The sequence below is a fragment of the Bacillus sp. V33-4 genome, assembly GCF_002860225.1.
Classification (GTDB): domain Bacteria; phylum Bacillota; class Bacilli; order Bacillales; family Cytobacillaceae; genus Bacillus_BJ; species Bacillus_BJ canaveralius.
Window position 1 is genome coordinate 66,101 of the sequence record NZ_PGVC01000034.1, and the last position, 13,593, is coordinate 79,693.

Genomic DNA, 13,593 nt, shown 5'->3' on the forward strand with positions numbered 1-13,593 from the left:
ATTTGAAAGTGCTCGCCAGAACAAGAACCCGGCCAACATGCACCGGGCTCCTGCTATTTCTTTCGGTATTGGACTTCACAGCGATAAATACGGTTGCCTTTTTTAGAGAATTTTTCTTCATACTCCGTCATAATATTTCCTTCGAAATCACTATTGTGCAGATCAAGGCTGACAAATTTCAAAAGCATGCCGTATTCTGAAAAACTCGTTAATGAATATTCAAACAAGCCTTGATTATCGGTTTTTAAATGGATTTCACCATTTTTGGGCATAATGCCTTCATAAAGGCTGAGAAACGTTTTATAGGTTAATCGCCGCTTGTGATGCCGTATTTTTGGCCACGGGTCGGAAAAATTGAGATAAATCCGCTCAACCTCGCCATTTGCGAAAAACGATTTTAAATCGGCCGCATTAACATTTAACAGCTTCACGTTCGGCAGCTCAGCTTCAATCAACCGGTCAAGGGCAGAGACGATCACGCTTTGCTGAAATTCGATCCCTACGTAATTGATATCGGGATTTACTCTTGCCATTTCGGTAATAAATCGACCTTTGCCAGTCCCGATCTCAATATGAAGAGGCTGGTTCTCTGCAAAGGCGTTACCCCAGTTTCCTTTTACCGCTTCCGGGTCAGCGACAACGTACTGTGGATACTGCTCTATTTTATCCTTTGCCCAAGGTTTATTTCTAAGTCTCAAGTTCAGACACCCCTAAAAAATAATATCGTTCAAACCATATCATTCATTTATGTGGCATGCAACCCCGCGAAATGAAGTGGGTTTTGAATTTGTGGCACCATGCATAAACAGAAAAAGGAATCCACAAGCTAATTGTGAATTCCTTGAACATGCCGCAACTAAAGTCCATACTCGAAGATTTCGAAAGGGTGTATACAAATGCCGCTCAATCAGCAGCATCAAGTTGATCTATTAAAAGATATATTGAGTAATCACCGCACAGATTGCAGCGGTTCTATTGCTGAATGTGAACAGTTGGAGCGCCTCGTTAAGTCGCTTATGGTCAATACTGAAATCAACCAGGATGTTAAAAATATTCTTCAGGAAATTTATGATTACAGCCAGCATGGCATTCAGGCCCGCAATTTAAATGCACACATTGAATCCAATCAAGGTCAATTGTCCGCATGGGTTAATGAGATTAATCAGCTTTCCTGACTTATATTTCGTCTAAATAGTCGATCCATCTTTCCATTTCAGAGAATCGCCCTTTCGTTTTATACCATTGAATGGATGTCAGCGTTTGCGCATACACATACCATTTCATCCGAAGACCAAGTTCTTTTGTCAGTTCGATACCGTAACGATTGAGCCAGTCTTCCCAGTTCTCGCGGGGCACATACCAGTTAAGCAGCTGGCCTAAATCAATCGCAGGATCGGCTATCATCGCTTCGTCCCAGTCGATCAAATACAGTTGGTTGTCTTCCGTCAGCAACCAGTTGTTATGGTTGACATCACAATGGCAAACGACCATGTCCGGGCAGGAAACGTTTCCGACCTCTTCCTTTAGAAAAGAGATGGATCGCTTCACAGACGGGAGCATTAACACCTCCGGGTCCAGCTCACCTTCAATCATATCGAGTAAGGTATCGGCATAGAGCGGTGTCTTTCCGAGCCTTTCAAGCATTCCGAGCAGCGGCTTTGATTGATGGATTTTCCTGAGTAGCCTGGCAATCCGTTCTTCAATCATTTCAGCAGGCTTGAGCTCTCTGCCGTTTAACCACTGCTGTGCGGTAATCACGTCTCCATTCTCAAGCCGTTTTGTCCAAACAAGCTTTGGGACGATCCCTTCCGCTGATAAAACGGCAAGAAAAGGTGAAGAATTACGCTTTAAGAAAAGTCTCTCTTCTTCATTCTGTGCAATAAATGCCTCTCCTGTAGCCCCGCCTGCCGGGATGATTTCCCAGCCTTGTCCAAATAAATGTTCCAAATGGTTCACCTTCAATTTATGCTGTTCTTGCGGCGATTATTGGCAAACCGCCTGAACCTGATTCTGTCCAACTTCCTGCAGTACCTTATATAGGATGCTCCCGGAAAGTATCTCCCTGTTGCTTCAAAGGCTCATCTACATGCCATTAATGTCCATTTTAATTTAACTATTCATCTGTGAAATAAAAAAGACAGCTACTGAAGCATACCTTCACAATAGCTATCTTTTAAATTTTATATCCAGAGAGGTATATCGTCAAGTCCATCTCCACCTACTTGAAAAATATCAGCGCACAAGAATATAAATGCTTGCTGATTGCATGTTAAGCGAACTCCCTTCAACAGAAAAGAAAGGGCGTGTTGCAGCTTTTTCATGATTGGCAAGGCCTTGCCACCCTCCACGGTTCCCAAGCTCAACGACAACATCCGCTAAAGTAGGGTTGAAAATAACGAGAATCGTATTCCAGCAACCAAAATCGCCGACGTCCTTTAACAGATAGCCAAGTATCGGTTTCGGCATCGGAATAAACTCGACATGGCGGCGAATCATCTCGGCGCTTGGCAAGCGAAAAGCCCGGTGCGATTTTCTGATTCCAATCATGTTTCTGATATATTCCACATTGTCTTTATGCGTGATTTTCCGCTCCCAATCAAGCTGATTGATCAAGTCCGGAGATCGGTAACTATTACCAATTTCTTTTTTAGTCCTGAAAAATTCCTGGCCGCTGTGCAAAAAAGGAATCCCCTGAGCGAGAATCACCATCGCGGTCGCGAGCCGATGATATTTTCTCCGGATATGTTCGGGTGTCTCCCCTTCACATTTCATCAGCTTATCCCAAAGCGTATGATTATCATGGGATTCCACATAATTCACAGATTGGCAAGGTTCGAGAAAAATTCCCCGTTCTTTTTTCTCAAGGCCAACGCTGCCGGCAAGCACTTGCTTTGCTGCTTCGTAATAATGCTCATTGCCAAGCGCATAGCCGCGGTCATAAATATTAAACGTACTTCCCTTTATCGAATCGCGAAACCAGTCGTTAAACTGTGCGATGCCGGGCATCTGATGCTGATTATGAAGATTCGCTTTTTTGTCCGGGTCAAGCGGAGTGTTTAAGTCCCAGCCTTCTCCGAGCAGCAGGGCTCCCGGATATATCTCGACGACTGCTTTTCTGATTTGGTTCATAGTCTCAACATCAAAAATCCCCATTAAATCGAAGCGAAAACCATCAATATGATATTCCTTCAGCCAAAAGCGGATCGAATCAATGATAAATTTTCTGACCATCGCTCTTTCGGTCGCAATATCATTGCCTACTCCCGTCCCATTTGAAGGCATGCCATCTTCACCATGTCGAAAAAAATAACCCGGAACAATTTTTTCAAAAGATGACTGTTCGCGTTTATATACATGGTTATAGACGACGTCCATAATGACACGCAGCCCCTGCTCATGGACGGATGAAATCATTCTTTTGAGCTCGCGGATCCGCTCATACGGGTTTTCTGGATCGAGGGAATAGCTGCCGTCCGGAGCATTAAAATGGACTGGATTATAGCCCCAGTTGTACTCCGCTCCTTTTTCCAGTTCATCGACTTCTTCAAAATCGTTAAAGGGCAGAAATTCAATATGTGTAACACCAAGGCTTTTTATATAGGAAAGGCATGTCGGCTCGCCGTCATTGCCGGTTGTATTAGTCTCCCCTGCACCCAAATATGATCCTTTTTGAGTCACACCGCTAGCTGGATGAATCGTTAAGTCGCGGATATGTGTCTCATAGATGACCGCGTCGACGGGATGATCAAATGGTGGAAGTCCAACTTTGTCCGTTCTTGTTTTTTCAATATCAATGATGACTCCATGGTGCCCGTTCGCCGTGACAGCAATCGCATATGGATCGTCGGCATCTTTCCATTCAAGATTGATACAAACAAGAAAAGAATATCGAAACCCCTCTAAATTGCCGATAACTTCAGCTGACCATGTACCCCTTTCGCAACGCTTCATCGGAATCGTATCAGCATCTTCATTGTCAAACTTTTTCAAGCTTAGCCTTACGTTAGAGGCAGTTGGCGCCCACAGCTTAAAGATGGATTTTTCAGGTGTGAATCGGACCCCGAGATCATCACCATCATAAAAAAATTTCTCATCAAACGCAGCCGTTCGGATAACGGCCCCGACTTGCAGGTCCGTCAGTCCCCCATATTCATCGATAATCGAATAATCACGGCCCAACTCCAGTTCATTGCCGGAGCGGCAAATATATTTTACCGCATCATCCAAATAGACCTTCTCTTCAATAAAAAGCTCAACGCGATTCCCATCAGTTTCGAGCATAAAAGAAGATGAAGCGCCTTCATGGTAGTCAAAGGGCAGCAGAACCGTAATACTCGTAAAATCGTCTATATAGGCGAAAAAATCGCGCTTGATTGAAATCATCCTGGATTCATCTCCTTCACATCCCGCTCCTCTCTGTGCAGGTTCCTCGCGCTGATCGGAAGAACGGCAGGACAAACCTGGACCTGAATGGGCGTCTTCCCAATAATTTCCCCATCAGCATGAACCATATAAGGCGATGCGGAGTTGATCGTGACGGTTCGTCCCTTGAAGCTATCTACCTCCTTAAAACGCAGATGTCCGCCATAGAAAACTGTTCCAAATACAAGCAGCAGCTTCCACCTTGGCAAGCTGTGAACAACCGTCACGTTTAAAAGCCCGTCATCCGGCATCGCATCTGGAGCGATTTTCATGCCCCCACCATAAAAAGGCTGGTTCGAGACGGTCACAAACCATACAGAATTAAAGCGATATTCTTTTCCGTCAACGGTTAGTTCGAGGGGACTGCGCCGGAAAGACACAAGTGTTTTAAGGAGAATATAAACATAAATTAGCCGGCCGATTGAGAGACGATTCAATATTCCTTTAAGGGGGGATGAATTTGCCGCGTCGGAAACAAGGGCATCAAAACCCGCCCCCATATTATTAACAAAGTATGTTTCATGTTGCTGTTCATTCACGATTTTTCCAATATCAATGTAACGCGGCGGGCTTTTTCGCTGCCTGAGCAAGATAGTTAAAGCATTTAGAGGATTTTTTGGAATTGAAAATCCGCGGCTGAAATCATTTCCCGATCCGCCGGGAATAAAGCCAATCCTGACATTTTGATAAGCGACAGCTCCGTTAATCAGCTCATGCAATGTTCCATCTCCCCCGACAGCGGCTAACACGATGTCCGCCCCGTCCGAGTTTTTCGCTATCGATTGTGCCAGTTCCTTTGCATGTCCGGGATATTCCGTAAAAAACGCCAAATAAGCTATGTGTTTCTCTTGCAGCTCCATTTCAATCTTGTTCCATACTATTTGGCAGCGTCCATTTCCGGCACGCGGATTCACAATAAAATAAATTTTCCCCATCGTCGTTTCCTCTTCGGCACTTAGCATCCGTGTTTATTTTTCATCACTGGCATCCCATTCCATTCGTCTCATACTGGATGTTTGGCAATATTCCAGCAACGCCTGGGCTGCTTTTAACTGCTGGGCTTTAAGCGGTGATCGCTGTTTGCGCATTGATTGGAACCATTCCTGAAAGCTGCGTTTCTCGATAAAACGGATATCATATGGAGCAGATGGAAAATCGATATACCCGTTTCTCGAAAGGATCATTTTTTGAACAGGAAGATCGATATCATATAGTTCCAATATCTTTTTAATAACTTTCTCCGTCCGGTTTAAGGCAAGCAACGGACTCAAGAAGTTTTGCTCCTTCATTTGATGGCGCTTTATCCAGAATCGCTCTGTTGAACCGGAAAATACCGCATTCTCTTCTTCCTCAAGAAAAGATATGCACAATACACCAGACGGCCCGATCAGGACACTTTCTACCTCGACCGGCGCCTGCTTCAATAGAAACACAGGCTTGTATAAAACTAAAAAAGTATCAGGAAAGCGCTGCAGGAAAAACTTTAGCCGTTCGTCATAATAGAATTTCTGCTCTACATCCGACTTTTCCAGAATCGTTGTACTTGCCCATTTCATTTGAAAACGGAACAGCTGGTCAAGGAAATGCTTTTTCAAATCTTCGACTGTTTCCGGTTTGGACGGCAGCGAGGGCGTGAACAACATGCCCCCATCTTCATCGGAATCTGCACCTTCATCTACTTCGACGATGGTTTCCGTTTCCGGCTCCTTCTCCGCGATTCGCAAAAATCCTTTTATTTTATGAAAGAGCGGTTTATGATCATCTTCAAGCCAAGCGGCTGATTGATCAACGTTGTCTTTAGCGTCTGTTTCCCAGTTCACAAGCAGTTTTTCCCACTGCTGTTTTTTTAACCTGACAAACCGGGAAGGATAAAGAAATATATTTTGTTCATAGCGTGATACATAATCTTGCAGCTTAATGAGCTGTCCCATATAGATAAACCTGCCTTTAATTATTTCATTCAATATGTAAGGGGAATGTCGCAAACGCCCGATATTTAGGCGTATTCCCTGGATGTATCCTATATAAAACCACTTCTGTTGCCAAAAACGAAAGCGGCTCTGTTTCAAGAATATTTTTTTCCTTAAGCTGATGCGGATCTAACCGTTCTGGCCCCGACCAGTTTCTCGCCAGTGTAATATGTGGCGCAAAAGGCCTTGTTTCGAGTGAATACCCGGCTCTTTCACAGGCAGAAAACACTAAATCCCGGACCTCATGAAGGCGATCTTCCCTTATCAATCCGGCCCAGAAAACCCGTGGCGAGTCTTTTTTTCCAAATACACCGATATGGTCGATTGTCAGTCGAAATGCGCCGACATTCGTTAACGCCTGATTCGTAAGTTCGATCGTCTTCGCAATCTTCTCATCGGATGAAGCACCGAGAAAGGCGAGCGTAACGTGAAAATCTTCTTCATGAACCCATTTTGCAAAAGGAAAATCCTCGCCGAGCTGCTTTGCTGTTTCATTGAGTTGCTGTTTCGTCTCCTTCGGCAGGCTTACTGCGATAAAATAATGCGGTTGATTACCCATTGGTTAGACGCCCTTTCATCGATAACTTTTACCTATTCTAGCAAAATCCTCTCCCAAATCGCAGAAGCTTAAACCCGGCTCTTGTTTGCCGGGCTCGCAGCTCAAGTCCTTCGATTTGCGAATTCAGGCTTTTTTATCGTATGATTTATTATATAAAATAAATTGGCTCTTCCAAACTGAGGGAGAAGCATTTAATCATACTTCCTATACTATTTTACCGAAAGGGACGAACATTGTGAAAGTAGTAAATAATATTGCTGAATTAATCGGTGATACACCACTCGTAAAATTAAACCGGCTAGCACCTGTCGGTGGTGCATCCGTCTACTTAAAGCTCGAATTTTTCAACCCAAGCAAAAGTGTAAAAGACCGGGCAGCATACCATATGATAGTCCTTGCCGAAAAAGAAGGCAAACTAAAGCCCGGCTCAACGATCATCGAACCGACAAGCGGCAATACCGGAATCGGTTTGGCGATGAACGCGGCTGCACGGGGATACAAGGCGATTTTGGTGATGCCGGATACGATGACCCAGGAAAGAATCAATCTTCTTAAAGCCTATGGGGCCGAAGTCGTATTAACTCCCGGTGATGAAAAAATGCCTGGTGCTATTTTAAAAGCAAGAGAACTGACCGAGCAAATTCCCGACAGTTTCATGCCGATGCAGTTTGAGAATGAAGCAAACCCCGACGCGCACCGCCATTCGACTGCTCTTGAAATCATTGCAGCCATGGATGAGCTCGGCAAAACTTTGTCAGCATTCGTGGCAACATCCGGTACAGGCGGAACGATAACCGGTACTGGCGAAGTGCTGCGCAGCCATTATCCTGATTTAAAAGTCCATGTCGTTGAACCAGCCGGTTCTCCAGTTCTATCCGGCGGCCAGCCCGGCAAACATAAGCTCGTCGGCACAAGCCCCGGGTTTATTCCAGAAATATTGAATGAGGATGTCTACGATCAAATTCATCAAATTAAGGATGAAGAAGCTTACGACATTACGCGGCGCCTTGCCAGAGAAGAAGGAATTCTGGTTGGCCCGTCTTCAGGAGCCGCCTGCTTTGCTGCGATTGAAACAGCTAAGAAGTTGACACCCGACGATGTAGTCGTCTGCATCGTGGCCGATACTGGTGAAAGGTATTTATCAAGCGATTTGTTCCGGTTTGAATAAACATTGGAACTGTTTTAGTTTCGATTTAAATGATAAATTGAGCCGTTTTAGTTCAATTTGAATAGAATTGACCCTTTTCAGGAAAAAAAGCTTGAAATATAGGCGGCTAGCGGTATTTTGATTGCAGATATTTACATTAAAATACAAAGTTTTACATTTGCAGAGGCAACCGAAAATAATTAAGCGGAAATCAGCGGGAATTAAGCGAAAATCCCTCTGATTTAAGCGAAAAAAACAGGAATTAAGCGAAAACTGGCTTTTATTAAGCGAAACGATTTTTTTCTGCTGATAATAAAAAGGGACTGATACCCCGGAAGTAATTTCCGATCCGTATCAGGCCCTTTTTTGTGTTTTCATTAAAAGCATATTGACCCAGGGCTGGCCGCTCTTTTTTGAGAACTCGGCTTATTTAGCGGGCCAACTCATAAATGGCCTGAGCATAAATCGCCGTTGCTTTCAGTAGGTCATCAATATAAATATGTTCATCCTTTTGATGTGCACAGTCCGGACGGCCCGGAAAGAGCGGTCCAAAAGCCACTCCGGATTTCAAGGAACGTGCATAGGTGCCGCCACCGATTGATAGCAATTCGGGTTTTTCGCCAGTTTGCTGTTCATACACTTTCTTTAATGTTTGCACAAGGAAATTGGATTCCTCGACATGATGCGGCTTCGAGTCGGAAAAATTCTCGATAACAAAGCCTTCCTCCTCAAGCAGCTCTGCGAGTATTGCTTTCGTTTTCTCCATTTTCAACGTAACCGGGTAGCGAAGATTCAAGCCGAGTCTTCCGCCTTCTTCATGGCTGTAAAACAGTTTCCCCGTATTGATCGTTAAATCTCCGGTAATCTCGTCGGAATAGGCAATGCCGAGCCCACGGCCGCGCGATTCTTTACAAAAATATTTTGAAACAAACGCGAAAAATTGCTGGGACTTGGTATCTGTCTCAAGCTGGCAAAGAAAAGCCGCCAGCAGCAGCCCGGCATTTTTTCCTTTGTCAGGCTCCATCCCATGAGCAGATTCCCCTTCCAATTCAAGGATCAGTTCACCGTTATCGACATAGTATTTTCCTTCAAGCTCGTTTTTCTTTAAGTACTCCGTAAAGCGCTGCAGTACTTCTGTTTGATCGTATGGAACGGACAAGGACGCCTTTGCAAAGTCCGGAACCATATTGTATCTTCTGCCTGATTGGAAATTGTTCACCTGGATTCTTGACTCGTCTTCTACTGTTTGAGCCGCCTTCTGAACAAGATCAAAATCGGCTATTCCTTTTTCCGCATAGATGATCGGGAAATCAGCATCTGGAGCAAAGCCCATCGTTGGCATTTCCTCATGCTTAAAATAATGCTCTACACAGCGCCACTCACTCTCTTCGTCTGTCCCGATGATCATCCTGACCCGCTTATTTAAAGGAAAACCAAGCTCCTTAACAATTTTCATAGCATAATAGGCCGCCATCGTCGGACCTTTGTCATCGATAGCGCCACGGGCATAAATTTTCCCATCGCGAATTTCCGCTCCATATGGGTCGCTTGTCCAGCCATCCCCTTCCGGCACAACATCAACATGGCAGAGCACGCCGACAATCTCTTCACCCTCGCCAAGCTCAAGATGACCAGCGAGATTGCCAACATTCTTTGTAACAAATCCATCTTTGTCGCCAAGATCGAGCATAAACTGCAGAGCTTCTTTCACGCCTTCACCAAGCGGAGCGTCAGCTGTAGCATTTTCCTCATCAAGCAAGCTTTTAATGCGAAGCAAATTTTGTGTATCATCAATCAATTCATCTTTACGGCTTACCGCCTCTTTTAGCCAATCAATTGGTTTCATCGCTTTGAAAAATCCTCCTAGAACTTTAGTACGATTTCTCCAACAATGTGGAAAATTTTTTGTCTGCCTTTATTATAAAGCTTTTTTTGAAAACTTTGTTGCTATGTAAACATAAAACAAAAGACCGCGCTTGCGCAGTCTTTTCACTTATGTCTCTCCTGGTTATAGAATGGCGGTGTTTTCAACCAGCCTTTATCCTCCATCATTTTCTTAAATGAAACAGAATAGGCGACCTTCATCATTTGGTATTTCAAAAACATATAAGCAACGTCCACTCTTACAGCTTCCGTCATGCCTCTGACGGCTGAAGTGATTCCGACGACTAGATTGTAGGCGAGAAAGTTTGCGATTTCTTCGTCGTTCATCTTTGCTCCGTCCGGAATGCTGCGGTAATCTCCAACGTTTTTTTCTGGAGTTGTGTCCGGCAGCGGGACACCCTCCTTCAGGAAAAACTCTTCCAGCTCCTTGACCATCGGCCTATGCACATCATTGATAGCCTCGTCAAGCTTCTTTTTTAGGTCTTCATCCTGGCAAATGTTGCGGGAAATTTCATCGCCCCGCAGCGTTTGCTTCGTACCGATCAAATAAAACCATAAATTCATCACTTCCCCGACATGGAGGGGCTTCATCTCTTTATCTGTGAATTGCTCAAAAGCATCCTTGGTGAGTTGAAAGAAATTCATGCCGCTGATTCCTCCTGGACATTGTTTCCTTTAACTTCCCCATTCCTCTTCTAATTATCCCCATGATTTTATGGTATTAAGAAGCCATAAGTTGCATCTATTTATTTTTCTTAATTTTCGTTTAATTTATCATAATAAGCCTGTTTTCGACCATAGTTTATAATAACAAGGCTGAAAGGTGTGATGCTTCATTTGGTTTTGCAAATAAACAAGTTTTACACACTGAAAAAGTAAATATTTTGTGAACTTTTTTATAAAGCTAGAAATTATCAGATTTTATGGGTAAAATAATAATAGTACAGGTATATACATCTTGGATTTACTCACGAAGGAATAAAAAGGAGTGTCTGGGGAAAAGAAAATTACATATCATTTGGAGACATGTTCCTAATAGAATCTGTCGGTCGCAGGAAGTGCCACTGGTTTGAAAAAAGGATAGGGAGTGGTTTTTTGAAACCTTCAACTAACCGAATGTTGAACCGCATCAAGTCCATCTACATGTTTATTCGGAACAATGGAACTGTAACAACTCAGGACCTTGTAGAGGAATTTGGTATCACACCTCGAACCATCCAAAGAGACTTGAACGTCCTCGCCTATAATGACTTAGTCACAAGCCCAAGTCGCGGCAAATGGACCACTACGCAAAAGAAAGTGAAAATGACCTCTTAAAAACAAAAAATAGGAACAACCGAGCAGGGGTGGCCAGGATATGGCCACCCCTTCCACATCGCTTTCACAATAGACAATTAAACAGAGACTGCCCCAGGGACAGCCTCACAGTCTATCTATTTTGCCAAAACCTCTTCCAATAGTTCAGCAGGCTCTTCCAGGCAACGAATCACGGTTTGCAGAAATCTCGCTGCCGGTGCTCCGTCAATGGCGCGGTGGTCGAATGTTAAGCTTAATGGCAACCTTTTTCGCTCGGCTGGTTGGCCGACTTTTAAAATAAGGTCTGTTTCGATTTTGCCTGCACCAAGAATAGCAGCCTCGGGCCGGTTAATGATTGGCGTAAAAAATTGAATGCCGAAGCTGCCTAGGTTGGTAACCGTGAAGGTGGCACCTGACAGTTCCTCAGTTGAAAGCCTGTTATGTTTTGCTTTTTCCACAAGCTGGCTGATCCGTTCTTTTAACTCTATTAAACTTAATTCATCTGCATTCCTGACAACCGGTACAAATAACCCTTGCTCTGTATCGACGGCAACACCCAAATGAACCTTAACGTATTGGTGAATTTGATCTTCATGCACATGGGCATTTATTTCCGGGTGCGCACTTAATGACTTGACTACCGCAAATAACAGAAGATCATTCCATGAAGGGCTGTCCTGGATGCGGTTTCGTTCTTGATCCAACAACGTCACATCTGCCCACGCTGTTTCCGTTAATTGGGCCGTTTCCTGCAGGCTGTCAGACATCCTTCTTGCAATTGTTTTCCTGACTCCGCTGAATGGAACAGCTGTGTATTCAGAACTATCCTCTTGTGAACTTGCCTGGCGAACATCCTCTTCAGTTGGCTGCCCGTTTCGTCCGGTCCCCTTTACTGACGCCAAATCGACGCCAAGCTCCCGGGCCAGGCGGCGGACCCGCGGCGACGCCCTGACAAACTGTGGATCTGCCGCTTCAGCAGCACTCATTTTTGGCGGCTCTTCCCCTGCCGGATCAGTTTGCTCCACATCGACGGAAATCTCTGCAGCCGTTTCAATTTTAGCAAGCACATCGCCTACGCCAGCTACCTCTCCCCGCGGAACGAGGATTTCTTTCAGTACCCCGCTTTCTTCGGCTTCTATTTCAAAGACAGCTTTTTCTGTCTGCACCTCCACGAGTACATCGCCCTCTTTGACAGGATCCCCTTCTGATTTATGCCAGAAAACGATGACACTTTCCAAATCCTCCTCGGATGTTTGCGGCAGCTTTACTTCAAACATGGTGACAACCTCCTGTTATTGTTCATTTACAAGTTTCATAGCCTCTTGAAAAATCTTTTCTGCATTCGGAAGCACAAATTGCTCCAATGGACGGCTGTATGGAATCGGGACATCTGGAATGGCGATGCGCTTAACCGGTGCGTCCATATCATACAATGCTTCTTCGGCCACAATCGCAGACACTTCCGCGGTTACCCCGTAAGATAAATAATCCTCATCGACGACGATCAGCCGGTGTGTTTTTCGAACTGATGTTAATAACGTCTCTTTGTCGATTGGAGCAAGTGACCGCAAGTCAATCACTTCCGCATTAACGCCTTCTTTTGCAAGCCTTTCCGCAGCTTCCAGCGCGTAGTGCATCGTCATTTGCAAGCCGACAATCGTGACGTCTTTTCCTTCACGAACAACATTCGCCTTGTCCAATGGAACGGTGTAGGCTTCTTCCGGTACATGTGAAATCGAAGCGTCGAGCTGATCCATCCAGCCAAGTCCCTGTAGTGTTTTATGGAACATAAACACAACCGGGTTATCATCCCTGATTGCTGAAATCATCATCCCTTTCAAATCGTACGGAGTCGATGGGGCGACTACCTTCATGCCTGGAAGATGGGCGAATGTCGCATATAATGTTTGCGAGTGCTGCGCCGCGTCGTTGTAGCCTCCGCCCACAGCGGTCATTAATACCATCGGGAGCTTTACATTGCCGCCAGACATGTATTGAATTTTCGCCATATGATTATAGATTTGGTCCATGCAAACACCAAAAAAGTCAACAAACATCAGCTCGGCAATCGGGCGCATTCCTTCAGCGGCTGCACCTATCGCCGCACCGATAAACGCGGTTTCCGAAATGGGTGTATCCATAACCCGTTCCGCGCCAAACTTTTCAAATAATCCTTGAGCCGAGCCAAAAATTCCCCCATATTTGCCAACGTCTTCACCTAACACAAACACATTTGGATCCCTGTCCATTTCCAAGGCAATTGCTTCAGCCATCGCTTTATTTCCTGTTAACATCCGCGTTTTTAGCGTTTCCAT

Annotated in this window: 13 protein-coding genes; 3 read left to right on the forward strand and 10 right to left on the reverse strand. The window is 44.7% G+C overall.

Annotation, left to right across the window (positions count from 1 at the left end):
* Window positions 1-53: 53 nt before the first annotated feature.
* Window positions 54-698, reverse strand: coding sequence for a tRNA (guanosine(46)-N7)-methyltransferase TrmB (trmB, locus tag CVD23_RS13205; protein WP_101579013.1), 645 nt, complete (start codon window positions 696-698; stop codon window positions 54-56).
* Window positions 699-896: 198 nt separating this feature from the next.
* On the opposite strand from trmB, the gene CVD23_RS13210 reads away from it, so the two are divergent.
* On the forward strand, window positions 897-1,175 hold the full coding sequence (locus CVD23_RS13210) for a YtzH-like family protein (protein ID WP_101579014.1): 279 nt from the start codon (window positions 897-899) through the stop codon (window positions 1,173-1,175).
* Between the two features lies 1 nt (window position 1,176).
* On the opposite strand, the gene CVD23_RS13215 is transcribed toward CVD23_RS13210, so the two are convergent.
* The 5 genes from CVD23_RS13215 to thpR all read right to left on the reverse strand — a co-directional run bounded on the left by CVD23_RS13215 (window position 1,177) and on the right by thpR (window position 6,951).
* Window positions 1,177-1,947, reverse strand: a complete 771-nt coding sequence (locus CVD23_RS13215; RefSeq protein ID WP_101579015.1) for a phosphotransferase family protein — start codon at window positions 1,945-1,947, stop codon at window positions 1,177-1,179.
* A 285-nt stretch (window positions 1,948-2,232) separates the two neighbouring features.
* Window positions 2,233-4,383: a type I pullulanase gene (gene pulA, locus CVD23_RS13220; RefSeq protein ID WP_101666270.1), complete on the reverse strand. Its 2,151-nt coding sequence runs from the start codon at window positions 4,381-4,383 to the stop codon at window positions 2,233-2,235.
* A complete protein-coding gene (locus tag CVD23_RS13225; RefSeq protein WP_101666271.1) occupies window positions 4,380-5,357 on the reverse strand; it encodes a diacylglycerol/lipid kinase family protein in 978 nt (325 codons plus the stop codon). Before CVD23_RS13225 ends, pulA begins: the two co-directional genes overlap by 4 nt.
* Window positions 5,358-5,390: 33 nt before the next feature.
* On the reverse strand, window positions 5,391-6,353 hold the full coding sequence (locus CVD23_RS13230; protein ID WP_101666272.1) for an NERD domain-containing protein: 963 nt from the start codon (window positions 6,351-6,353) through the stop codon (window positions 5,391-5,393).
* Window positions 6,354-6,378: 25 nt separating this feature from the next.
* Entirely contained in the window at window positions 6,379-6,951 is a 573-nt protein-coding gene (gene thpR / locus CVD23_RS13235; protein ID WP_101579019.1) for an RNA 2',3'-cyclic phosphodiesterase, read from the reverse strand.
* Window positions 6,952-7,183: 232 nt separating this feature from the next.
* Between thpR and cysK the strand changes: the two genes are divergently transcribed.
* Window positions 7,184-8,119, forward strand: coding sequence for a cysteine synthase A (cysK, locus tag CVD23_RS13240; protein ID WP_180955662.1), 936 nt, complete (start codon window positions 7,184-7,186; stop codon window positions 8,117-8,119).
* Window positions 8,120-8,528: 409 nt separating this feature from the next.
* Here cysK and pepV read toward each other — a convergent pair whose 3' ends face one another.
* Together pepV and CVD23_RS13250 are read right to left on the reverse strand one after the other, a co-directional pair.
* Window positions 8,529-9,944 carry a dipeptidase PepV gene (gene pepV, locus CVD23_RS13245; RefSeq protein ID WP_101666273.1) on the reverse strand — a complete coding sequence of 472 codons (1,416 nt, stop codon included), beginning with the start codon at window positions 9,942-9,944 and terminating at the stop codon, window positions 8,529-8,531.
* Between the two features lie 143 nt (window positions 9,945-10,087).
* Window positions 10,088-10,627 carry a DUF3231 family protein gene (locus CVD23_RS13250; RefSeq protein ID WP_101666274.1) on the reverse strand — a complete coding sequence of 180 codons (540 nt, stop codon included), beginning with the start codon at window positions 10,625-10,627 and terminating at the stop codon, window positions 10,088-10,090.
* 450 nt (window positions 10,628-11,077) lie between these two features.
* On the opposite strand from CVD23_RS13250, the gene CVD23_RS13255 reads away from it, so the two are divergent.
* Window positions 11,078-11,299 carry a DeoR family transcriptional regulator gene (locus CVD23_RS13255; RefSeq protein WP_101579035.1) on the forward strand — a complete coding sequence of 74 codons (222 nt, stop codon included), beginning with the start codon at window positions 11,078-11,080 and terminating at the stop codon, window positions 11,297-11,299.
* 116 nt (window positions 11,300-11,415) lie between these two features.
* On the opposite strand, the gene CVD23_RS13260 is transcribed toward CVD23_RS13255, so the two are convergent.
* Window positions 11,416-12,555, reverse strand: coding sequence for a dihydrolipoamide acetyltransferase family protein (locus CVD23_RS13260; RefSeq protein ID WP_101666275.1), 1,140 nt, complete (start codon window positions 12,553-12,555; stop codon window positions 11,416-11,418).
* Between the two features lie 15 nt (window positions 12,556-12,570).
* Window positions 12,571-13,593, reverse strand: coding sequence for an alpha-ketoacid dehydrogenase subunit beta (locus tag CVD23_RS13265; protein WP_101666276.1), 1,023 nt, complete (start codon window positions 13,591-13,593; stop codon window positions 12,571-12,573).